This is a genomic window from Amycolatopsis sp. MtRt-6 (assembly GCF_017308975.1).
Taxonomy (GTDB): Bacteria; Actinomycetota; Actinomycetes; order Mycobacteriales; family Pseudonocardiaceae; genus Amycolatopsis.
Genome location: NZ_JADWPD010000007.1, coordinates 186,965 through 209,633, shown reverse-complemented (window position 1 = coordinate 209,633; position 22,669 = coordinate 186,965). Strand labels below are relative to the sequence as shown.

The window sequence follows — 22,669 nt, the reverse complement described above, 5'->3', positions numbered from 1 at the left end:
TCAGTGGATCAGCCGGCTTCGAACAGCTCGATCTCGGAGATCGCGACGTCCGTGCCGTTGAGCGAGCGGTGCAGCCCGACCACGTGCAGCTCGACGCTGGTGGCGCCTTCGCTGTTCTCGATCGCGACTTCCTGGGCGTCCGGCGTGTCGGCCAGCGCCATGTCGTAGGTCTTGCCGGTGGAGAACACCAGGTGCAGCTTCGACGGCCGGTGCGCGGCCTGGAAGTCCGCCGCGTCACCGGAGTACACGATCGCCTTCCGCAGGTCGGCCGGGTGGTCGAAGGTGAACACCAGCGCCTGCTCCCGGTCGGTCGGCGCCGCCCAGAAGGTGTTCTTGGCGTTGTCGGTGACCAGCGGTGCCGCGTGGCCGTTCGCCTGCGCGGTCGCGGTCACCTTGACCGGGCGGACCGGGTTCAGCTTGGCCTCGAAGATCCCGGTCACCTGGTTCCACGCCCCCACCGCCGCCGTGTTGATCGCGCCGCGGAACGGCTGGTACAGCGCGTAGATCAGGGCGCAGAAGATCAGCGCCACCGCGACGGCCCGGCGGATCACCTTGCCGACGGTCCGGCGCGCGGCCCCGGCCCGGCCGGTCCGGCGGCGGACGCCGTCCTTGCCCGGCCGCGCCCCTGCCTTGTGCTCCTTCGGCTTGCGGCCGAACAGCCGTCGCCACCACGACGTCTTGACGACTTCGGACTCGGCCAGCGACCCGCCGCAGCGGCTGCAGAAGTTCCGGGTGGGCGCGTTGCCCTTGCCGCACTTCCCGCAGATCAGGTCGCCGGGGTTGAGGACCTGCTCCTCGACGGTCTGCTGCACCGGCTGCCGGACCGGGGCGATCGGCTCGGCGGGCTGCACGACCTGCTGCTGCTGCACCACCGGCGGTGCCTTGACCGCGACCGGGCCGTCGTCGTCCCACTTCAGGTAGCGGCCGCATTCGCCGCAGAACTCGACGTCGGCGGGCCCCTGGTGCCCGCACTCCGCGTAGATGACCATTCTCAGCCCTCCAGCACTTCCACCGTGACCCGCACATGGGCGGGCACCGCATCCACGACCGTCGCCGTCAGCCGCCGCACGTCGACCCGCGCCGGATCGGGCACCCGCACCCGCACCTGCACCCAGGGCGGCCCCGGGTCCGGTAGCGGCGCCCCCGGCTGCGGCGACTCGACGACCCCGCCGCTGTCGGTCACCTCGACGGTGCCGCCGGTCAGCAGGCCCACGTGCTCGGCGAGGCCGCGCCGCGTGCCGCGCCACCGGTGCAGCTCGACCGACCGCGTGACCAGCTGCCGCAGCTGCTCCGGGCTCCAGCTCTCGTCGACCCGCAGCGCGACCCAGTGCGCCAGCCAGCCGACGAAGTCCGCGGGCGCCACGCCCGGGTCGAGGTAGCCCGCGAAGTTGTCCAAAGTGGAGATGACCGGCGCGATGACTTCGTCGAGCGCACCGGTGAAGCCCTGCACGAACCGGTCCTCGGCGTACACCGCGGGCAGCTGCTCGCCGATCGGGTGCGGGCTGGGCAGCCCGGGAATCCCCGTCCTCATGCGCCCGCCTCCCGGACCCGCACCTGGTGCCCGAACGAAAACGCCAGCGCGTTCGGCGGCAGGTCGAGCCGATCCACCTGCTCGCCCCGCTCCCGCGTGATCGGGTTCGCCGCGAACAACCGCACGTCCTCCACCAGCTCGACGCCGGGCAGCCGTTGCAGCACCGCGAACACCTCGCCCGACTGCACCGGGCGGCCGAACGGCCAGCCGTCGCCGTCCGGGCCGCCGCTGATCGGGTTGAAGTAGTCGTACAACGCCTGGCTCGCCCGGGCGCCCAGCGTGCCTGCCGTCGTGCGGCGCCGGGCGCGCAGCCGCGCGACCACCGTGACGCCCTGGTAGAACGGCGGTTCCACGGACACCAGCGCGCCCACGCACCGCCGCTCGCCGAGGTAGCGCTCGATCCGGCCGCGCATGCCGGGGTCGAGCATCAGGGTCGCGAACGCGAGTTCGCCGCTGTCGGGCACCGCCGGCACGACGAGGACCCGGATCGCGCCGGTCTCGCGGCCGTCGGCGCCGTGCGCCGGGATGCACCGCACGCGGGCCGCCTCCGGGGCCGCCTCGCGCGCGAGCTGCTCGTAGTCCTCGGCCGTCACCGCGCGGTCGCGGGTGCGCAGCAGCAGCGGCCCGCGCAGTGCCGCGTCCCGCACCGACTCGCCGTCCACGCCGCCGATCGCGGGACGGCGGTTGACCACGCTGCTCACGAACGGGATCGGGTCCCGCTGCACCTCGAGGACCTCGCGGGCGACATTGCCGCGGCGCCCGCCGCCGGACCGGTACTCGGGGACGCGGATCGCGGCGGACTTCGGCGGGACCGCCCCGTAGTACCGCAGACCGCCCTCGGGCTGGCGCACCGCGGGCCCGAACGCGACCTCGCCGCCGACGCGGTCGAGCATGACGTGCCGGTCGTCCGGGCCGGAGTCGGCGAAGGAGCGGACCTCCGTCCACTGCTGCCAGCCGTCCGGGCCGGAGACCTCGACGACCAGCTCGCCCTCGCCGACGACCACCGGGGGACGGCCGAGCGGGAACCGCTGGCCCGGCGTGCCGTCGGACGTCCCGGCGATCTCGTTGCGGATGATCTCGGCGTGCACGGCACCCACCGTGCCGCCGATGGTCGAGGCCTCGACCGCGTGCAGCCGCGGCGAGCGCTGGTAGAACGGCTGGTTCTGCTTGGCTTCGACCAGCCGGCACCGCAGCCAGCCGGCCCGCTGCCGCGCCAGCACCGACATGGTGTGCCCGTGCGGGACGTGCACCACGATGTCGCCGGCCCGGTTGAACGCGCCGGTGCTGTCCCGGTCGACCTCGCACGCCGCCCAGCCGGTGCCGTCCCAGGCCTCCCACAGCCACGGCGGGTCGCGCGGGTCGACGCCCTGGCCCTCGACCTCGCAATTCATCCGCAGCAGCACCGCGCAGCCGGGCACGGCGTCCGACAGTCCGAAGAGGACGGCGTCGCCGGGGGCCGGGGTCTCGGAGAAGACCGCCGGACCGCCGCCGACGAGCAGTTCGTCGGTGCGGTCGGCCGGGGGCAGGCCGGTGTCGGCCGTGCTGGTCGCCAGGTGCGCGAGCGAGCACGGCACGATGTTCAGCGTGTGCTCCACGGTGAAGACCACCGGGTCTTCGACCTCGTTGCGCACGCTCGCGACCTGCTTGCCGGCCGCGACGACCACCGGGACGTCGCGGGCGGCCGAGAGCCAGAACGTCACGTCGGTCCGCGCCGCGGCGGGCGGGAACAGCCGGACGCCGATCAGGTCGAGGAACCGCAGGTAGTGCAGCTCGGGCACCCGGTTGACCCGGTAGAGCAGCTGGTCGACCATCTGCGCGAACGTCTCGATCAGCGTCACGCCGGGGTCGGAGACGTTGTGGTCCGTCCACTCCGGACAGTTGCGCTGGACGAGGTACTTGGCTTCGTCGACCAGGTCCTGGAACCGGCGGTCGTCGAGGTTGGGCATCGGCATGGACATCAGGCACCGTCCTCGCCCGAGTCGTGCGGCGGGATGACGTAGAACGGGAAGACGAGGTTGCGCGGATCGTTGGTGCCGCGCAGGCGGTAGCGGATGTCGATCAGCAGGGTGCCCCGGTCGGCCTCGTCGAAGCTGACGACGACGTCGTCGAGGGTGATCCGCGGCTCCCAGCGCTCCAGCGCGATCCGGACCTCGTAGGCGATCTGCCCGGCGGTCGCCGCGTCGGCCGGCGCGAACACGAGGTCGTGCACCGCGCAGCCGAACTCGGGGCGCATCGGGCGTTCGCCCGGCGAGGTCGCCAGGATCAGCCGGATGCTCTCGACGACCTCGCGCTCGCCGCCGACCAGCGCGATCGAGCCGGTCGCGTCGGTGTGCAGCGGGAACGCCAGTCCCCGGCCGAGGAAATCCACTTCAGCCTCCGATCAGGACGGTCGGGCAGCCCATGACGATCGGCGCACCGCAGGCGGCCATGTCACCCATCCGGGCCGCGGGCATGCCGCCGATGAGCACCGTCGGGCAGCCCGGCGGCGCGATCGGCGTCGGCGGGTGCACCGCGGGCGGCGGGAACGAGCACGTGTGCAGCGTCCCGACGTTCGCGGCGGGCATCCCGCCGATCAGCACGGTCGGCACGCCCGGGCCGGCGATGACGCCCGGGTGCCCGGTCGGGTCGCCGACCCTCGCGGCTGGTGGCATGCGCACTCCCCCGTCAGTTGATCTTGACCACGCTGCCGCGCACGGTGACGACACCGCTGGCGGTCAGCTCCGTCTGGCCCTGGCCCGCGACCGACACGGTGGCGCCTTCGAGCTTCGCGCCGGCCGTGCCGCTCAGTTTCAGCTGGGCGGAGGCCTCGATGCTGGCGTCGGTCTGGGACTTCACGGACACCTTCTGGCCCTTGAGCTCCAGCGGCCCGGTGCCGGCGTCGATGCTCACGCCGTTGTTCGCCTTCACCGTGACGCTCTTGCCGCTGGTCACCTCGATGACCTGGTTCTTCTGGTCGATCTTGACCACGAACTTGGCGTCCCCGGAGGACAGGATGATCCCGTCGTCTTCGGCGAACTCGAGCTTGTGCCCCTTCCGCGAGACGAACCCGCGGAGGGCGACCTCGCCGCTGTTGCCGTCGACCACCGGCTTGGTGAACTTCGACGGCACGGCGTCCTTGTTGTTGTACAGGCCGCCGAGCACGTAGGGCGCTTCGAAGTCGCCGTGCTCGAAGCCGACCAGGACCTCGTCGCCGACTTCGGGCAGCACCACCGTGCCCCGGCCCTTGCCCGCGCCGGGCTGGACCGTGCGTGCCCAGGTGCTGGCGAAGTCCTTGTCCAGCCACGGGAACGTGAGCTTGACGCGGCCGAGCTTCGCCGGGTCCTTGAGGTCGCTCACGATCGCGGGCACGACACCCGGCCACGACGCGTTCTTCGTGCCGCCCGCGACCAGGCCGTAGAGCGACCGTTCCTGGCGTCCGGACACGGTGAACTCGGTGGTGTAGCCGACGTCGGCGTTGAACAGGTGCCGCGTACTGGTCAGCGTGTACTTGCCGGAGAACGGGCTGCCGACGCCGGTGAGCGTCACGGCGGCGCCCGCGCGTAGTTTCGGGTTGCCCTTGGCGACACCGTCGAGCTCGGTGCAGGCGCTGCCCAGCCGGTCGGCCAGCGCCTTGGCGGTCGCGTCGGCCTCGCCCTGGGCGCGCCGGGGCGCGGCGGCGTCGAGGAAGGGCGGGCTCGCGAACTTCCCGGCCAGCGCCACCGGGTCCACCCCGGCCACCTCGGTGCCGGCGTTCTTCGGGGTCGCGGTGGCCGTGACCGGCTGCTTGTTCTCGTAGTCCCAGCCGTTCACCCGCACCTCGGGGACCTGCTCGGCCGCGGTGACGCTGGCGCGCAGGGCGATCAGCGTCCGGTGGGCCTCGAGGACGAGCGGGTCGGCGGTCGCCTTGGTGGTGGTCGAGGGCGCGCCGGAGGGCTTCTCCGGCAGTTCGAAGTTCAGCTTCCCGTCGCGGACGGCGATCTGCGCGCCCACCGCCTCGGCCAGCCGCGACAGGAACTCCCAGTCGCTGACGTTGTCCTGGGACAGCTGGGTGTTCGGCCGGCCGCCGAAGCCCTTGACGTTGTCGATCTTCCCGACCGCGATGTTCGCCCGCTGGGTCACCTTGCGCACGACGTCCGCGATCGTCATGTCCGGGTACGCCGCGACGCGCCGGCCGCGGAACAGCCGGTGCGCGTGGTCGTACCCGCGGACCTCGGTGAACGTGCCGTGCTGGTCCAGGTCGATCGCGACCGCGGTGACCTCGCCGGAGACCAGGTCCTGCGGTTTCTCCGGGTCCGACGTCTGGACCTTCAGCTTGACCTTCGCCCCGACCTTGAACTTGCCCTTGTCCAGCACGACGCCCCCGGGGTCGCGGAAGCGCAGCACGAACGTGTCGGGCAGGTTGCGGCTGTCGTCGACGTAGGCGTAGCTGAGCATGACCTTGACGTCGTCGGGCAGCGGCGTGCTCTCGACCTCGACGACGAGGGTGTTCGTGAAGGTCTCGTTAGCCATCGAGCTCCTCCAGCGCGGGCACCAGGAGCCGGGTGCCGGGCCGCAGCCGCATCGGGTCGTCGATGTCGTTGGCGTCGGCGATCTCGCGCCACTTCCCGGCGTCGCCGTAGGCCCGGAACGCCACCGACGGCAGCGAATCCCCGGCGACGAGCACGTGCGTGTCCCGCGCGGCGAGCGCACCCGACGTCGGGTTCTGGCCGCCCAGCTCGCCGGAGATCTCCTCCAGGTTCACCGTGCAGACCGCGCGCACCGGCGTCCCCGACGGCGTGAACAGCGTGTACTTCGCGGTGACGGAGGAGACGTAGGCGGGGAAGCCGGTCATGCCACCCCACTTGAAGATCACCCACGGTGGCGAGGGCTTGCCGTGCTGCCGGCTGTCCTCGGTGGCCACGCAGCAGGTGAACAGCTGCTCGACCTTCTTGACGACGGCGTCGTCCATCTTGTCGGTGGCGTCGAGGAACATTTCGAGCGCGAGCTTGGCCGGATCGGAACCCTTGAACTGCGGCGGCGCGCTCTTCTTGGCGTTGGGCTGCGCGTCCCGCCCCCATTTGGCGTTCTTGCTCAGCGACAGTTCCTTGGGGTTGAACTGGAACTTGACGTCGAACATCTTTTCGCCGGGCGGCTGCCCGGTCCCGCCGGACTGCGGCGGTTTCCGCACTTCCAGCAGCGCGCGCTGGAGGTTGTTCGGCGCGGGTTCACCGGAACCGTAGGCGGTGGGCGGCTGGGAGCCGGCCGAGGTGAAGGTGACGGGTGAGGACATGGCTAGGCCTTCTTCGCCGGGCTGAGGAAGCCGTGGTGGGCGAGTTCGAGGGTCTCGGTGGCGACCTTGGGCGAGTCGGGCGAGAGCTGCGGCCCGCTCCAGCGCACCGGGACGACGCCTTCGAGGGCCCAGCTGGCGATGACGGTGCCTTCGAGGGTGCGCGCCTCGATGGTGGCGGTCTTGCGTTCGATCCCGCTCGCGAGGCTGGCGAACCACTTGGTGATCTGCGCGCTGGCCTCGGTGACGGGCCGCGAAAGCTTGATGTTCGAGTACTTGATCCGGGTCGGCAGCTGCCAGACCATGCCGTTGTTGCCGCCCTCTTCCCGCTGTTCCATGACGAATTCGCAGCCGAGGCCGTCGCAGCTGGAGAACGCGCCGAGGTTGCCGAGGTTTTTGTCGTCCAGCTTGACGACGTAGCACACGGCAACGGCCTCTTCGGTGTCCGGCATCGCGGCTCCTCCTTCAGTGCGGGCGATCGGTGAGCGCGCCACGGCGTTCACGGTCGAGACGAAGTTCGGTCTTGAGGCGGCGAAGAAGCGGGTCGAAGAGCTTCCTGACAAGCTCTTCGGTTTCCGGCGCGGCGGCGGGTGCCGCCGCCGGTGGGGCATCGGTGTGCGGCGCCACGACGACCGGGGCGACGCTGGGGGGCGCGGCCGGTTCGGCGACCGGCGCCTGGTCCCCCGCCTCGACGGCTCGCGCCACCGGCAACACGCTGCGGGACGCCTCGCCTTCGACGGCCCGTGTCGCCGGGCCGTCGTTGTCGCTTGAGCGGGCGACCGGGAGTGGCGGGAGTTCGAGCCCGCGGCCGGCCGGGAGAGTGGGCTGTCCGGCCGTGCCTGCCGAACCGTCGACGATCCGAGCCACCGGCAGCGGCGCAGCGGCGCCGGCGATGGAGCCCGCCGTGCTGTCGGTGGCGCGAGCCACCGAGAGCGGGCCGGCGGTGCCCGCCGTGCCCGCCGTGCCCGCCGTGCCGTTGACGGCGCGGGCCACCGGCAGCGGGGCGGCGGAGCCCACCGTGCCATCGACAACCCGGGCGACCGGCAGCGGTGCAGCGGCGCCTTCGAGAACCCGGGCCACCGGCAGCGGTGCGGCCGTGCCCGCCGTGCCATCGAGAACGCGAGCCACCGGCAGGGGTGCGGCGGTGGTGCCTGTCGTGCTGTCGGTAGCGCGAGCGACCGCGGCGGTGCCCGCCGTGCCGTCGAGAACGCGAGCCACCGGCAGCGGTGCAGTGGCGCCTGCTGTGCCATCGAGAAGGCGGGCTACCGACAGTGGCGGAACTGTGCCCGAGGTGGGGCCTGCCGCACTGTCGGCAGCGCGAGCCACCGGGAGCGGCGAGGTTGCGCCAGCCGTGCCGTCGGTGGCGCGAGCCACCGGCAGTGGCGGAGCTGAGCCCACCGCGCTGGCGGTGGCGCGAGCCACCGGCACCGGGGCTGCTGTGCCTGCCGTGCCGTCGGTAGCACGAGCCACCGGCAACGGGGCAGCTGCGCCCGCCAAGGAGCCCACCGCACCGTCGGCAGCACGAGCGACCGCGGCTGTGCCTGCCGTGGAGCCCGCCGCACCGTCGAGGGTGCGAGCCACTGGCAACGGTGCAGCTGCGCCTGCGGTGTCGTCGACAGCGCGAGCCACCGGCAACGGCGCAGCCGCACCCGCCAAGGAGCCCACCGCACCGTCGGCAGCACGAGCGACCGCGGCTGTGCCCGCCGTGCCGTCGACAACCCGAGCCACCGGCAACGACGCAGCCGCACCCGCCAAGGAGCCAGCCGCACCGTCAGCAGCACGAGCGACCGCGGCTGTGCCCGCCGTGCCGTCGACAACCCGAGCCACCGGCAACGACGCGGCCGCACCCGCCAAGGAGCCAGCCGCACCGTCAGCAGCACGAGCGACCGCGGCTGTGCCCGCCGTGCCGTCGACAACCCGAGCCACCGGCAACGACGCGGCCGCACCCGCCGCGGAGCCCTCCGATCCATCGGCAACGCGGGCCACCGGCAACGGCGCAGCCGAGCCCGCCACACCCTCGGCGGCACGGGCCACCGGCAGCGGCGAACCCGTGCCTGCCGCCGCGCCTTCGCCAGCGCCAGGCACCGGCGAGGCCGCGCCGGCCGTGCCGTCGACAGCGCGTGCCACCGGCAGCTGCGGGGAATCGAGCGTCGGCGTCACCGGGAGCGCGGCGCCCTCGGTGACGGGAGCCACCGGCAACGACGCGGCTTCCGGCACCGGCCGGACTGCCTCTTCGACCGCACGAGCCACCGGTAACGGCGCAGCCCCGTCGACATTCCCGGCCACCGGCAACGGCGCGGCTTCCGGCCCTCGCTCCACCGGGTCAGCCGCGGCATCGACCACCCGTGCCACCGGCAGCGGCAGGGCGGCATCGAGCCCCCGGGTCACCGGCGTGGCGGCGTCATCGACGGCGCGGGCCACCGGCAACGGCGCGGCTTCCGGCCGGACGGCCGCTTCGGCCACCCGAGCCACCGGCAACGGCGCAGCCGACCCCGCCACACCATCGCCATTCCCCGCCACCGGCAACGGCGGCAACGGCGAACTTTCGAGCCCACGAGCCCCCGCCACCGGGTCTGCCGCACCTTCAACCACCCGCGCAGCTGGCAATGGCAACACGTCCGGCCCTCGTTCCGCCGGGAGCGGCGGCTCGGCGGAAACGCTCGTCGAGCCGCCCGGTGACCCGGGCGGCTCCGTGGTCCCGGAGCGGATCTCCGGGGTTTCGAGCGGACGGAAAGAGTTGACCGGTGGCGGCGAAGGGTCGTCGAGGCGTTGCACGGGTTTCGCCACCGACGCCGAAGGCTGCGCGCCGGGCGGCAGGATCGGGGCACCCAGCCCCAGGCGCCGTGGCGGCGGCTGCTGAACCACCGGCAGCTCCACACGCTCCGGCTCCGGTGCCGGCGCGCTTTCGGCCTCCACCGACGGCGTCGGCAGGGACACCACCGGGCCGGGCTCCGCGACCTCGGCCGGAACGTCCACAGCGGACGGTTCCACAGCCGACGGTTCCACAAAGGACGGTTCCACCGGGGCCGCGATCGCCTGGACGGTCCGCACCGGCGGCCCGTCCACCGCCGCCGCGGACGTCAGCGGTGGCACGGCTTCGCGCGCCGTCACCACCGGCAACTCCAGCGGCGATGCCAGTTCCCCAGGCTGCTCGAAAGCCGGCACGCGCTGCACCGGGGCACCTCCCGACCGGGACGGCCCCGGCTCGGCCAGAGGCAGCTCCGGCCGGGCGAGGCCGGCGATCACCCCCGCCGGCTCCGCGGGACCGATCCGGTGGCCGAGCGGCTCGAGGTAGGCCGGGCTCCGCCAGGACGTCAGCGTCGAACTGAACCGCTGCACCGGGTTGACCAGCGGGTGCTCGCCCAGCACCCGCTGGATCGGCGCCACGCTCCGCCACTCCCCCCGCGTCACCGGCAGGGCGGCCGGCCCCGGCGAAGGCGGCGGTGACGGCGGCGGCGAGGCCGCTTCCTTCCTGCGGAACCACATTCCTGCGTCACCGTCCTTGGCTCATCCGGGTGTTGATCCGGGCGATCTCGGCGACGTAGGTCAACCGGTCGGGGTGTTCGAGGTCGAGGATGTCGTCGAGGGACCAGTGCAGGTGGTAGGCGACGTACGCGACTTCCTCGTGCAGCCGGTCGGCCGCGTACGTCACGATTCCCCCAGGCGGCCACCGGCGACGTCGACGACGAAGCCGTGGCCGCACTCGGGGCACGCCACGCCCGCCCTGGTGTGGCCCTCGCTGTTGACCCGGCGGTACATGTCCTGCAGGAACGCCAGGTCAGACGCGAACAGGTTCTCGATGATCCCCGCGTGGACGTCGGTGATGTCGCCGATCCGGGTGACGACCCGGGCCAGCAGCACCACCGTGAGGAACGCCGAGTTCTCGCGCACCCGGTCGTCCCGCAGCGGGATCAGCTCGTCGCGGGCGGTGGCCAGGCGCATCACGCCGGAGTGGTGCACCTTGCCCTCGTCGTCGACGTACCCGCGCGGGAGCTCGAACGCGAACTCCGTCCGCAGCTTCGGCCGCTCGGTGCGCGGCTCCCCCTCCGAAACGGGGGGTTCCGACACCGGCGCCGACGCCATCACCCTGCGCATCGGCTCACTCGACTTCCATCTGCTCGTAGGTGATGACGAGCTTCTCGGTGAGCACGCTCGTGTCGCCGGCCTTCAGCGAGCCGATCTCCAGGCTCTTCGGCCAGGCGTTGGTGAGCTTGTAGCGCTTGAGCGCGGTGCCCTCGTAGTCGTAGACGATGATGGCGCCGCCCTTGCGCGCGGTCGTCATCTTGCCGAAGTGGGCGTCCTTGACCCACTTCTCGAAGCTGTTGTCCTCGGTGAGGCCGCGGGTCAGCGTGACCTCGCCCGCCTTCGGCCGGCCGGGCAGCTTCTTGATGACGTACTTGCCGTCGACGGTGTTCTGCTTGAGCTCGATGACGTCCTGCTCCATCTTGAGGCCGGAGACCTCGGAGATCTGCTTGATCTGGACGCCGTCGATCTCGAGCCCGAAGGAGTGGCCGACAGCCTTGTCAAGATCGGGAAGTGCCATGGTGGAGTCCTCTCACAACACTGCGGCGCGCAGCGCCTCGATTGAGGGTGGTGGCGGGGGCATGGATGGACTACTCGTTGACGAGGCTGGTGCCGCCGGACATCTGGGCCAGCCGGAAGATCACGAACTCCGCCGGTTTCACCGGGGCGATGCCGACTTCGCAGATCACCTGGCCGAGGTCGATGCCCTCGGCCGGGTTGGTCTCGCGGTCGCACTTGACGAAGAAGGCCTCGTCCGGGGTGAGCCCGAACAACGCGCCCTTGCGCCACTCCATGACCAGGAACGCGCTGATCGTGCGCCGGATCCGCGCCCACAGCGCGTCGTCGTTCGGCTCGAACACGACCCACTGCGTGCCGTTGAGGATGGACTCCTCGAGGTAGTTGAACAGCCGCCGGACGTTCAGGTAGCGCCACGCCGGGTCGCTCGACAGCGTCCGCGCGCCCCACACCCGGATGCCCTTGCCGGAGAACGACCGCACGCAGTTGACGCCGATCGGGTTGAGCAGCTCCTGCTCCGCCTTGGTCAGGTGCGTCTCGAGCGCGAGCGCGCCGCGGACGACCTCGTTGGCCGGGGCCTTGTGGACGCCGCGGGTGGCGTCGGTGCGGGCCCACACGCCGGCCATGTGGCCGCTCGGCGGGATGTAGGTGTTGGTGCCCGACGCCGGGTCGAGGACCTGCACCCACGGGTAGTACAGCGCGGCGTACTTCGAGTCGTAGCCGGCCGCGTCCATCCGCCAGCCGCGCACTTCCTGGGGGTTGAGGGCCGGCGGCGGGTCGATGATCGCCATCCGGTCGCCCATCAGCTCGCAGTGCGCGATCATCGCCAGCTGCACGGCCTTGACGGTGTCGAGGTCGATCAGGTCGCGCTGATAGGCGGCCATCAGGTCCGGCGCGGCGACCATGGTGATCTCGTCGATCGCCTCCAGGCCACCGAAGCCGGTCCGGTCGGCGACGTCGCCGACGTAGTCGTCGGCCGCGACCCGGCGCGGGACCGGCGGGGCCTGCGGCTCCTTGGGCGGCGCGGCGAGCACGGCGGTGCCCTTGTCGGGCTTGGTGACCGCACCGCCGGTGGCCACCTCTTCGATGGTGATGAGGTTGGACTTCTCCCGCACCGCGGTGACGACGTTCTCCTTGGTGCGCTTGGTCGTCACGTTGTGCGTCTCGACGACCTTGCCGTCCTGCTTGACCAGCACGGTGAACCGGTCTTCGGCCGGGTTGTCGCCGGTCGGGTCGGCCACCTCGACGGTGATCTCCCCGGCCGGCTTGCCCTCCGGCAGCTCCTTCGCGACGAAACGGTAGCCGCCGAGCACGGCTTGGCGGGCTTCGATCTGCTTCGGCCCGGCGCCGTTGTCCTGGGCGCGCGACCCGCCGATGCGGACGATGTAGCAGTTGGTGCCGCCGTTGAGGAAATAGCCGTAGACCGACTGGGCCAGGTAGCAGCCTTCCATGAAGTCGCCGAAGGTCTGCGTGAACTGGCCCCAGTTGGACACCAGCGTAGGGGTGTTGAAGGGACCGTCCGCCGCGAAGCCGACGAAGGCGGCAACAGCGGTGCCCACGCCCTCGATCGGCCGTGCGCCGGCTTCGACCTCCTCGACGTACACCCCCGGCGTGAGATAGGTGGGCATGCGTGCCTCCCTTGTCGACGCACAAGTCTTGTCTTCGGCGATGCTGCTGCCACGGCGTTCTTCCCGGAACGACCGTGCGGCTAGGCCCGCGGGAACCGATCTCTGCCCTTAAAGGCAACTGCCCGTTCGGGCAGCCGCGCCCGCCCGTCCGGCCGTTGGCAACGGGCCCGGCAGGACCGACAGTTGAACCCATGCCAACGGGGCGGGACAAGGCGCCACGGGAGCCGTCCGGGCAGCCCGCGCGGCCGCCCCGGCCTGCGCGCCGGGCGGCTCCGCCCGCCTTGTTGCGCCTGCAGGCTTCGGCGGGCAATGCGGCGGTGTCGAGGCTGGTCGCGCTGCAGCGGCAGGGCTGTCCCGCGCCCCCGGTCGCGCCACCCGGCGTGACGCCGGCGACCGACCCGAAGTTCCAGTCGCTGAAGAAGGACGTCGGCGCGAACGCCAAGACGGCGAAGGCCCATCCGCCGGCCGGCGCGGAGGTCAAGAAGGCGCAGGACGCCGCGGTGGCGCCCGCCGACGACAAGGACGCCCAGGCCAAGGCCGCCCAGGCGGACAAGATGGCGGCGGCGAAGCCGGCTGGGTTCGACAAGGCGGCCTTCATCGCCGCGGTGAACGCCGCGATCGCCAAGCAGGCGCCGAAGAACCTCGACGAGGCCGACAAGTTCGCCACCTCCGGCAAGGCCGACCAGGTCAAGACGGAGGTGCTGGGCAAGGTCACCAGCGGCAAGGACGCCTCGGCGAAGGACGTCACCGACCGGACGAAGGAACCACCGGATCCGAGCCGGGCCGTGGAAAAGCCCGTCACGCCGCTGCCGGAAACGCCGGCCCCGCCCGCGCTGACGCCACCGGACGCACGCAAGGCGACCCCGGACAAGGCGCCGCCCGAGCAGACCGATCTGCGTGCCGACCAGTGCGAGACCCACGGCGCGATGGCCGCGGCGGGCGTCACCGACCAGCAGCTGGCCGAGTCCAACGAGCCGGAGTTCACCGGCGCGCTCGCCGCCAAGCGGGAAGGCGAGCAGCACACGGCTTCGGCGCCGGCCGCGGTCCGCGAGTCCGAAGCGGGGCAGCTGGCCGCCGTGACCGGCGCGGCCCGGGCGTCCGGGCAGGCCGCGATGGCGGGCATGACGGGCGCGCGCTCGACGGCCGGGCAGCAGGGCCAGGCGGCGAAGTCGGCCACGAAAGCGAAGGACGAGCAGGACCGCGCCCGGATCACCGGGGAGATCAAGGCGATCTTCGACGAGACCAAGACGAAGGTCGAAGGCGTGCTGGGCGCGCTCGACGACCAGGTGGCGAAGAAGTTCGAGGCCGGCGAGGCGCAGGCCAAGGCCGCGTTCACCGCCGACCACCAGGCCCGCATGAAGCGCTACAAGGACGAGCGCTACGACGGGATCAGCGGGGCGGCGCGGTGGGCGTACGACCTGTTCGCCGATCTGCCCGCCGAAGCGAACAACCTCTTCCTCGAGGCCAAGAAGGTCTACGAGGTCAGGATGCAGGCCGTCATCGGCGACATCGCGGACTTCGTCGGGCAGCAGCTGGGCGAGGCGAAGCAGCTGATCGCCGACGGCCGCACCCGGGTGCAGCAGAAGGTCGCGTCCCAGTCGCCGGCGCTGCGCAAGATCGCGGGCGAGGCGGCGAAGGAGTTCGGCGGCCAGTTCGACGACCTCGAGAAGTCCGTCGACGAGAAACAGGACGCGCTGGTCGAGGACCTGGCCCAGAAGTACAGCGAAGCCCGCAACGCCGTCGATGAGGAGATCAAGGCGCTGCAGGCGGAGAACAAGGGCCTGTGGAGCAGGGCGAAGGAGGCCGTCGGCGGCGCGATCGAGACGATCCTCAAGCTGAAGGACATGCTGCTCGGCGTGCTGTCCCGGGCCGCGAACGCGGTCGGGCTGATCATCGCGAAGCCGATCGAGTTCCTCGGCAACCTGGTCAACGCCGTCAAGACCGGTGTCATGAACTTCGGCGCGAACATCGTCGAGCACCTCAAGAGCGGCCTGAAGGGGTGGCTGCTGGGCAACCTCGCCGCCGCGGGGATCGAGATCCCGGAGGCGCTGGACGCCAGGGGCATCCTGAAGATGGTGCTCTCGATCCTGGGCCTGACCTGGGCGAGCGTCCGCGCGCGGATCCTGCGGTTCATCCCGGAACCGGTGCTGGCGAGGCTGGAGCAGACCCTCGACGTGGTCAAGGTGCTGGTCACCGAGGGCGTGCCGGGGCTGTGGCGCTGGGTGGTCGAGAAGCTGGGCGACCTGAAGGAGCTGGTGCTCGGCCAGCTCAAGGAGTTCGTGATCGAGAAGATCGTCAAGGCGGGCATCACCTGGATCATCTCGATGCTCAACCCGGCGGCCGCGTTCATCAAGGCCTGCAAGGCGATCTACGACATCGTCATGTTCTTCGTGGACAAGGCGGCCCAGGTCAAGGAGTTCGTCGACTCGGTGCTGGACTCGGTCGAGTCGATCGCCCGCGGCGGCGCGGGCGCGGTGGCCGGGCTGATCGAGCGGACGCTGGCGAAGGCGCTGCCGATGGTGCTGGGGTTCCTGGCGAGCCTGCTCGGGCTGGGCGGGATCTCGGAGAAGATCAAGTCGATCCTGGAGAAGGTCCAGTCCCCCGTCGGCAAGGTGATCGACTCGGTCGTCGGGACGGTCGTCAAGGCGGGCAAGAAGATCTGGTCGAAGCTCAAGCGCAGGGAAGACGGCACCGACGTCAAGAAGAAGGCGAAGACGGCGCTCGCGGCGAAGCTGGCCACCCCGCCGAAGGACGCGGGTGCGGTGCGCACCGCCGCGGGCGAGGTGCTCGGTGCGCTGCGTCCCGAGGGTCTCAAGGAGCTGCGGGTCAAGCCGCACACCGACGACGAGACCAAGCTCGACGTCATCGCGGTCGCGAGCCCGCCGACGAAGATCAGCGAAGTCCAGGTCGAGGGCGAGAAGGACATCGAAATGTCCATCGCCGCGGACAAGGAGGCCGGGTTCTTCACTCGCGAGTACTTCAAGGAGGCCCGGGTCGGGCACTCCTGGATCATGCTCAAGCACAAGGACGGCAAGGAGGACTCGTTCGGCTTCTGGCCGGCGAACCTCGGCCGCGGCGGCGGCTTCGACCCCCGGCGGCCGTGGAAGAGCGTGCCGGGCGAGGTCCGCAACCCGGACACGGCCCATTCCCCCACCGGCCTGATGAAGGCGAAGATCGGCAAGGAAGACCTCAAGAAGGGCGTCGACTACGCCAAAGGCAAGGCCACGGCGGCGTACAACCTGCTCCGCTACAATTGCACGACGTTCGCCCGCGAGATGTTCGCGGCGGCCACCGGCAAGAGTGCCCCGTCCGGCGGCCTCCTGATCGACAACCCGAACAGCCTCCACAACGAAATCGAAAAGCAGAACAAGAAGCTGGGCCTCGACGCGGAAGGCGAGCAGCTCCCGGTCGACCAGCTCCCGGACAAGACGAACAAGGCCCGCCCGGTTCGCTAGGAGACACGATGTGGCGCCGCCGAGGGCGAGACTACGAGGTCCGCGGAACGATTCGCTCGATCGAGGTACACGAGGTGCCGAACAAGGCCCAGGGAAAGCCGGCCCGTTCGGAAACCCGGTTCCGGCTCGACGTCGACGCGGTGTTCGACGCGCGGGGCAATCGGCTCGCTGATTTTCCGTATGACGATTTCCGCGGCGACGGGGAGATCGCGCGGGAATTCGGCGCCGGCGACGCGGTCAAGGTGACCTTCGCGGCTTCGACGGGGCGGACCGTGAAGTCGATCAGCCGGGTGTGAACGGCCGCCTATTCGGGCGCGGTTTCCTCTTCGGGTGCTTCTTCCTCGCGCTGGACGTACGTCTGCGCGGTCTCCTCCTCCGGCGCTTCTTCCTCGCGCTGCACCGCCGCCGCGTCCGACGACGACGCGTGGTCGCCGTCCTCGCAGCGCTGCACCGCGGGTCCCGCGGGAGCAGGCGCCGGTGTGGACATCAGGCGGTCCGCGTTCGCCACGGCTTCGCGCTCGAACCGGTCCGACGGATCCGAAACCTTCACCCCGCCGCCGGCGTCGGTCCCGTCCACCGGGCCGCTGCGCTGCTGCACCACGTGGGTCAGCTCGTGCGCCAGCATGTGCTTGCCGGAATCCGACGCGGGGTCGTACTTGTCGCGCTGGAACACGATGTTCGACCCCACCGTGTACGCCTGGGCGTTCACCGACTTCGCCGAGTCGTGCGCCGCGCTGTCCGTGTGGACCCGGACGTCGGAGAAGTCGGTGCCGAAGCGGGTCTCCATGTCCTCCCGCGTCGAGGTGTCCAGCGGTGCTCCGCCGCCCGAGCCGACGACGTCGTGGACCGGGGAGCGCTCCTCTTCGACCAGCGACGACGTCCCCGCGTTGCCCACCGCCCGCTGCAGGCCCAGCATGCCCGCCGGGCCCAGGACGTCGGGGCGGCCGGCCGCCGCCGCGCGCCCCAGCAGGTCGTGGTCGTCGCGCTCGATCCGGTCGCCCTGCGGGCGCAGATTCGGTTCGAGGTCGTTGTCGTGGCTGTACCCGCGCATGTCCGCTCCCTCCGCCGCCCGTAAAGCTTGCCCGGTCGGCGCTCCGCGCGCCAGACTGCGGTGCGCGTCCGGACGGGCAGCGAAACCTGCCCGTCCGGGCAGTTCAGCCGTCCGTCACCATCGCCAGGTAGGGCCCGAACTCCCGGTCGAGGCAGAGCCGGCCCAGCTTGCGGTACTCGCGCGCGACCGCGCCGACCAGGTCGGTCATCGCCACCGGGCGGCCCGCCTCGGCCGCCAGGTACGCGCCGGTCACGGCGGCCGAGCGGATGTGCCCGCCCGCCAGTTCGAAGGCCTCGGCGAGAAACCCGAGGTCCAGGTCCGTCCCGCGCGGCATGCGGGTGCCGAGGCAGCGGTCCCACAGCCGGTGGCGGAGTTCGACGTCCGGCAGCGGGAAGTCCACGATGACGTCGAGCCGGCGGGTGAACGCCTCGTCGAGGTTCGCCCGCAGGTTGGTCGCCAGGATCGCGATCCCGTCGAACGTCTCCATCCGCTGGAGCAGGTACGCGCTTTCGATGTTGGCGTACCGGTCGTGGGCGTCGCGGACCTCAGACCGCTTGCCGAAGATCGCGTCCGCCTCGTCGAACAGCAGGACGCCGTTGACCCCGGACGCCTCGGTGAAGATCCGCTCGAGGTTCTTCTCCGTCTCGCCGACGTATTTGTCGACGACGGTCGCCAGGTTCACCGTGTAGAGGTCCAGCCCGAGCGACGCGGCGATGACCTCGGCCGACATCGTCTTGCCGGTGCCGGAGTCCCCGGCGAAGAGCCCGGTGACGCCCCGGCCGCGTCCGCCGCCCGGGCGCATCCGCCACGCGTCGAGCACCTGGTCGCGGTAGCGGGCGCGGGCCGCCAGTTCGTCCAAAAGGGACAGGACGCCGGCGGGCAGCACCAGGTCGGGCCAGCCGACCACCGGTTCGATCCGCCGCGCCAGCCGCTGCAGGCCGGCGGCGTTCTGGCTGCGGGCGCCCGCACGGACGTGGTCGGTGCGGACCAGCCCGTCGTCGGCCAGCGCGGTCACCGACGCGGCCTTGGCGGCGCGGGCGATCTGCCCGGGCCCCAGCACGAAGTGCGCGGTCGCCTCCCCCGGGTCGACGCCGGGCGCGAGCCGGCCGTCGAGGCGGGAGCGCCAGAGCTCCGCGCGGTCCGCGCCCGACAGCGGCAGCGCGTCGAGCTGCAAGGGCGGTGTCGTGCTCCAGCGCGGGTCCCAGGCACCGGTGCCGTGCACCACCAGCGGGATCGCCGGGTGCGCCAGCTCCTCCAGCCGCGGGTCCTCGACGGGTCCCAGCACGATGCCGGCGCCGCGCAGCAACGCTTCCCGTCTCAGCGACGCGGTCAGCTCGCCGTGGCCGGGCTCGGCCTGCCACCGCACCGCGTCCACCACCAGCGCCTGGTACCCGGCCTCGGCCAGCGCGCCGACGCCGAGTTCTTCGGCCCCGCCGCCGGGTTGTTCCTTCAGGTAGACGAGCCCGACCCGGCCGCGGAGGGCGCGGGCGAGCCGGTCCCGGCCCGGGACTGCGACGAGCTCGGCGCCCAGGTGCGCGCAGCCGGCCAGCTCGGGCGCGAGCCGGTCGTCGCCGAGCAGGTGGTTCACCACCCGGTCGGGGACCCGCAACGTGCGCGAGAGGAACGGCCGTTCCTCCTCCCCCACGGCGAGCAGGCCGCAGGTGACCAGCGGGGAGTCGGCGTCGAGCCGGGCGCGGCCGGCGGCCGAGGCCTCGGGGATCCCGCACAGGCGCAGCGCCAGCCCGGCGCTGGCGCGGCGGCGGGTCACGTCGTCGTTGAGGTAGCCGTAGAACTGCTCGAACCGGCTGTCCAGGTCGGGGGCGAGCGCGACCAGCAGCAGTTCGACGTCGACACCGGTGAGGCCCGCGCGTTCGGCGAGCGGGCCCAGCCTGCCGTCCGGGACGGAGTCGGTGAACGGGGCGAACGGCTCGCGGTGGCCGTCCAGCAGCGCGTCGATCGTCTCGTTGGACAGGTACAGGCCGCGGAACGGGTCGTCGGGGTTCGGGTCGGCCGCGCGGCGGCTGTCGACGGCGTCGCGGATCCGCTGTTCGAGGCGGGCCAGCCGCTCGAACAGGTACTCCAGGCTCACCGGGGCTTCCGGTGGGTGCGCGCCATGGCGACCCGGCGCTGGCCTTCGACGGCCCCGCTCGCGGCCACGTGGTGCCCGATGAGCTCGCCACCGCCGGTGTCCAGCTTGAGGCCTTCCTTGACCGGCGGGCCCGCCGGGTAGACGCGTCCACTGTGGATCGGCGCGGAGACGACGACGTCCAGCGACGGCTTGAGCTCCCCACCCAGCGCGGTCCACACGTCGGCGAACGCGCGGTCCTCCGGCGGCGGCAGCGCGACGGTCATCGGCACCGGCAGCCCGGTCTCGGCCAGCGACCCGGTGAGCACCTCGGCCGGCACGGCTTCGTAGCGCAGCAGGCCGAGCAGCAGGTCGGAGAGCACGCGGTGCTCGTCCTCCGGCCGCTGGGTCCACGCGGTGACCAGGTAGGACAGCTTGACGTGCTTGGGCGGCAGGTGCCGCGCCGCGAGCTCGCCGCGCTGGTCGTACTCGTTGAGCAGCCCACGCGACCGCCGGCGCATGTCCTCGCGCACGTCGTAGAGGTAGATGTTGACGGTGGGCGCGTTGCGCCGCGCCGCCCAGTCCTTGGTCGGCGCGTCGAAGGCGACGTCGACCTCGCTGCCGCGCAGCGCCTCGTCCTTCACCAGCCGCCGCAGCGCCTCGTCGACCTCGTGGATCACCGGCGGACCTCCTCGCACTGGCGGTGCCTCCACGATGATCGCGTTCGCGCGCACGGGCCAGCCGCGCAGCGGCAAACCTTCGGGTACGCCGGGCTGCCCGTATGGGCAACGCGCCGATCTCCTCGCGTTGTTCGCGGAGCTGACGCCCCACCCCGTCCGCGCAAGGCGTGCTCGATGCCTGGCGAGCCAGTCCGGTCGCGATCCAGCCGCGAAGCCGGCGAAGGGGTCGCGGTGGCGGCCGGGGGCGTGGTGCGCCCCGAAGCGTTCGCCGCCTCGTACTCCGTGCCCGGCGCCGGGTTGTCCCTCGGCGTCCTGTTCCTGGTGGCCGCTTCGCGCCTCCTCGCGGCCCACTCCGAACGGCCGTTACCCGCCGCGGTCGCGACCGCGGAGTGGCTGTCGGCGGTGCTCTACAGCGCGAAGAGCCTGAACCTCACCGCGCCGGGCGTCCGCGAGACGGCGTGCCGCAACCCCGACGCGGCCCACCACTACCGGTACACGGAGCTGAAGCTGATCCTGCGGTCCGGCAGCCAGTACTTCCTCCTGCCCGTGCGGTGGCACAAGGCCGACGGGACCGCCGTCATCCTCCCCCGCACCGACGCCCTGCGGCTGGAGTTCACCGCGGCCGCGGACGCTCCCTGCTGAACGTTCAGCAGTGCGGCATCACGCCGTCGAAGGAGGCGCAGTTGTCCTGGTTCCACGGGGTGGACTGCCACTGCTCGGCCGTCAGGATCCGGGACGTGTCGCCCGCGACGAACTTCCACGGCCCGTGGTAGGCGTTGCTGAACCAGTAGTTGTCCTGGTCGTGGGTGATGGCGTCCTGGATGACTTTGCCCTGGTACGGCGACCAGGACGGGTACGTTCCCCAGTTGGACAGCAGCGCCATCTTGCCGCAGTGCCCGTTCGTGCAGCCGACGCGGGCGGGGTCGAAGCGGAACGTGTTGTCGTGCACCATGACCAGCTGGGTCTTCCAGCGGCAGTCGTCGTACAGCGGCGGGGACGCGATGCCCGGCGCCGAGCACTGCGTGCGGTCCGCGACGAGCTTGGTGCAGGTGTTGATCGACGTGTTGGCCGGGCTGTTGCAGAACCGGTCGGCGTTCTCCCAGGCGGTGATGCCCGACCAGTTGTTCTCGAAGACGTTGTCGTAGATGTCGATCAGGTAGGTCCGGCCCGGCACCCGCCGCTCGCCGCCCGACTCGGACAGGTACACGCTCGCGACCGGGAAGTTGTCGCCCTTTTCGGCGCGGCGCTTGCCCGCGACCAGGCTGTTGCGGCGCAGCACGTTGTCGCGGAACACCAGGTTGTAGCTGATCTCGTAGAACAGCGCTTCGGCTTCGTTGTCCTCGATGAGGTTGTGCTCGATGAGGAAGTCGTTGTTGTCGGTGTCGGCCCACAGGCCGGCGCCGTGGTTGTGGTGGATCCAGTTCCCGCGGATGTCGGCCTTGTCGACGACCCAGAACTTGATCCCGCCGCTGCAGCCGCAGCCGGGGCTGCGCGTTTCCCAGTCGTCGGTGTTGTTGCCCGAGATTTCGTTGCCCTCGACGATCAGCGCGGTGATCGTGCTGTCGGCCCGATAGGCGTTCATGCCGTACTGCCCGTTGTTGCGCAGGCAGCTGTTCCGCACCTCCTGGCGCGCGCCGGCCATGATTCCCGCGCCTTTGTTGTTCTGCACGGTCGTGTTTTCGATGATCCAGTGCTCGCCGGAATCGTGGTTCACCACGCCCTGGTCCTGCGGGGCGACGAAGTTCTGGATGGTGAGCCCGCGGATGACGACGTCCTTCGCCTGCTGGGTGAACGCCGCCCGGTTGATGCCCTGCCCGTCGAGCACCGCGCCGGGCGCACCGAGGTAGACGTTGCCGTCCTTGGGGATGACCTGCCCGAACGGGTCCGCCGCCAGCTTGTGCGTGCCCGGGGGCAGCCAGAACGTCGTGCCGGGCGGCGACTCCTGCGTCCTGCGGTAGAGGTCGCCGGGCACCGCCGCGTCGACGGTGACGGCCCCCGCCGGCGCCGTCACGTTGAGCGCCGGCTGGCGGTCGCACACCGGCCCGGGCGTCACCGCGGCCACGGCCACCGCCGGGCCGGGCGGCACGACGAACGCGGCCAGCAGAACGACAGCCAGAATGGACCTGATCGGCGACATGCAGCGAACCTACGCAATTGACCGCGCAACAGTCTTGGTCCGATCGAGTCCATTGCGGCTCTTTTCGGGTGTACCAGGTAACGAAAAAACCAGTGATTACTCCACACCTGCGAGAATCGTGGGAACAATCGGTGGACGGTTCTGTTATCGTGGCCCGGCGGGAACATCCACCCGGATTGCCCCGTCGGCACCCGGCTCCGGCGGCGAGCCCCGGGCGCGAGGCGGGTGGGCCACCTGCCGCGTCGGGGTCGGCCGACCGGACGAGGCGGCAGCGGTCGACCGGCGGCCCGGCCCGCCGGGCCCCCCGGCACCGGAGCCACGTTTTTCCCGTTAAACGG

At 71.6% G+C, this 22,669-nt stretch carries 20 protein-coding genes; 3 read left to right on the top strand and 17 right to left on the bottom strand.

The window, feature by feature from the left end; genetic code table 11:
* Positions 1-8: 8 nt before the first annotated feature.
* The 13 genes from I4Q55_RS15125 to I4Q55_RS15065 all read right to left on the bottom strand — a co-directional run bounded on the left by I4Q55_RS15125 (position 9) and on the right by I4Q55_RS15065 (position 12,943).
* The gene (locus I4Q55_RS15125; RefSeq protein ID WP_206788380.1) at positions 9-989 is read right to left on the bottom strand and encodes a zinc ribbon domain-containing protein; all 981 of its coding nucleotides are present in this window, start codon (positions 987-989) and stop codon (positions 9-11) included.
* Between the two features lie 2 nt (positions 990-991).
* On the bottom strand, positions 992-1,531 hold the full coding sequence (locus I4Q55_RS15120; RefSeq protein ID WP_206788379.1) for a phage tail protein: 540 nt from the start codon (positions 1,529-1,531) through the stop codon (positions 992-994).
* Positions 1,528-3,489: a putative baseplate assembly protein gene (locus tag I4Q55_RS15115; RefSeq protein WP_206788378.1), complete on the bottom strand. Its 1,962-nt coding sequence runs from the start codon at positions 3,487-3,489 to the stop codon at positions 1,528-1,530. Before I4Q55_RS15115 ends, I4Q55_RS15120 begins: the two co-directional genes overlap by 4 nt.
* Complete coding sequence (locus tag I4Q55_RS15110; RefSeq protein ID WP_206788376.1) at positions 3,489-3,899, bottom strand: GPW/gp25 family protein; 411 nt, start codon at positions 3,897-3,899, stop codon at positions 3,489-3,491. Before I4Q55_RS15110 ends, I4Q55_RS15115 begins: the two co-directional genes overlap by 1 nt.
* A 1-nt stretch (position 3,900) precedes the next feature.
* On the bottom strand, positions 3,901-4,182 hold the full coding sequence (locus tag I4Q55_RS15105; protein ID WP_003098529.1) for a PAAR domain-containing protein: 282 nt from the start codon (positions 4,180-4,182) through the stop codon (positions 3,901-3,903).
* Between the two features lie 13 nt (positions 4,183-4,195).
* The gene (locus I4Q55_RS15100) at positions 4,196-6,019 is read right to left on the bottom strand and encodes a VgrG-related protein (protein ID WP_206788374.1); all 1,824 of its coding nucleotides are present in this window, start codon (positions 6,017-6,019) and stop codon (positions 4,196-4,198) included.
* Positions 6,012-6,779, bottom strand: a complete 768-nt coding sequence (locus I4Q55_RS15095; RefSeq protein WP_206788372.1) for a LysM peptidoglycan-binding domain-containing protein — start codon at positions 6,777-6,779, stop codon at positions 6,012-6,014. The genes I4Q55_RS15100 and I4Q55_RS15095 overlap by 8 nt, the downstream gene beginning before the upstream one ends.
* Before the next feature lie 2 nt (positions 6,780-6,781).
* On the bottom strand, positions 6,782-7,228 hold the full coding sequence (locus I4Q55_RS15090) for a phage tail protein (protein ID WP_206788370.1): 447 nt from the start codon (positions 7,226-7,228) through the stop codon (positions 6,782-6,784).
* A 13-nt stretch (positions 7,229-7,241) separates the two neighbouring features.
* Positions 7,242-9,950 carry a hypothetical protein gene (locus tag I4Q55_RS15085; protein ID WP_206788368.1) on the bottom strand — a complete coding sequence of 903 codons (2,709 nt, stop codon included), beginning with the start codon at positions 9,948-9,950 and terminating at the stop codon, positions 7,242-7,244.
* Positions 9,951-10,269: 319 nt separating this feature from the next.
* A complete protein-coding gene (locus I4Q55_RS15080; RefSeq protein WP_003098516.1) occupies positions 10,270-10,428 on the bottom strand; it encodes a DUF6760 family protein in 159 nt (52 codons plus the stop codon).
* A complete protein-coding gene (locus I4Q55_RS15075) occupies positions 10,425-10,871 on the bottom strand; it encodes a hypothetical protein (RefSeq protein WP_206788366.1) in 447 nt (148 codons plus the stop codon). Before I4Q55_RS15075 ends, I4Q55_RS15080 begins: the two co-directional genes overlap by 4 nt.
* A 4-nt stretch (positions 10,872-10,875) precedes the next feature.
* Positions 10,876-11,319, bottom strand: coding sequence for a phage tail protein (locus I4Q55_RS15070; RefSeq protein ID WP_086682601.1), 444 nt, complete (start codon positions 11,317-11,319; stop codon positions 10,876-10,878).
* 70 nt (positions 11,320-11,389) lie between these two features.
* The gene (locus tag I4Q55_RS15065) at positions 11,390-12,943 is read right to left on the bottom strand and encodes a phage tail sheath subtilisin-like domain-containing protein (RefSeq protein WP_206788364.1); all 1,554 of its coding nucleotides are present in this window, start codon (positions 12,941-12,943) and stop codon (positions 11,390-11,392) included.
* Positions 12,944-13,134: 191 nt separating this feature from the next.
* Here I4Q55_RS15065 and I4Q55_RS15060 point away from each other — a divergent pair, with 191 nt between their 5' ends.
* Positions 13,135-16,398 carry a hypothetical protein gene (locus tag I4Q55_RS15060; RefSeq protein WP_242545993.1) on the top strand — a complete coding sequence of 1,088 codons (3,264 nt, stop codon included), beginning with the start codon at positions 13,135-13,137 and terminating at the stop codon, positions 16,396-16,398.
* 74 nt (positions 16,399-16,472) lie between these two features.
* Positions 16,473-16,694, top strand: coding sequence for a hypothetical protein (locus I4Q55_RS15055; RefSeq protein WP_206788362.1), 222 nt, complete (start codon positions 16,473-16,475; stop codon positions 16,692-16,694).
* A gap of 8 nt (positions 16,695-16,702) precedes the next feature.
* On the opposite strand, the gene I4Q55_RS15050 is transcribed toward I4Q55_RS15055, so the two are convergent.
* The 3 genes from I4Q55_RS15050 to I4Q55_RS15040 all read right to left on the bottom strand — a co-directional run bounded on the left by I4Q55_RS15050 (position 16,703) and on the right by I4Q55_RS15040 (position 20,194).
* Positions 16,703-17,449 carry a DUF4157 domain-containing protein gene (locus I4Q55_RS15050; RefSeq protein ID WP_206788360.1) on the bottom strand — a complete coding sequence of 249 codons (747 nt, stop codon included), beginning with the start codon at positions 17,447-17,449 and terminating at the stop codon, positions 16,703-16,705.
* A 103-nt stretch (positions 17,450-17,552) separates the two neighbouring features.
* The gene (locus I4Q55_RS15045; protein WP_206788358.1) at positions 17,553-19,538 is read right to left on the bottom strand and encodes an ATP-binding protein; all 1,986 of its coding nucleotides are present in this window, start codon (positions 19,536-19,538) and stop codon (positions 17,553-17,555) included.
* A complete protein-coding gene (locus I4Q55_RS15040; protein WP_206788357.1) occupies positions 19,535-20,194 on the bottom strand; it encodes a DUF4255 domain-containing protein in 660 nt (219 codons plus the stop codon). Before I4Q55_RS15040 ends, I4Q55_RS15045 begins: the two co-directional genes overlap by 4 nt.
* A gap of 174 nt (positions 20,195-20,368) precedes the next feature.
* Here I4Q55_RS15040 and I4Q55_RS15035 point away from each other — a divergent pair, with 174 nt between their 5' ends.
* Complete coding sequence (locus I4Q55_RS15035; RefSeq protein WP_206788354.1) at positions 20,369-20,836, top strand: hypothetical protein; 468 nt, start codon at positions 20,369-20,371, stop codon at positions 20,834-20,836.
* Between the two features lie 4 nt (positions 20,837-20,840).
* On the opposite strand, the gene I4Q55_RS15030 is transcribed toward I4Q55_RS15035, so the two are convergent.
* Positions 20,841-22,331: a right-handed parallel beta-helix repeat-containing protein gene (locus I4Q55_RS15030; RefSeq protein WP_206788353.1), complete on the bottom strand. Its 1,491-nt coding sequence runs from the start codon at positions 22,329-22,331 to the stop codon at positions 20,841-20,843.
* Positions 22,332-22,669 lie beyond the last annotated feature (338 nt).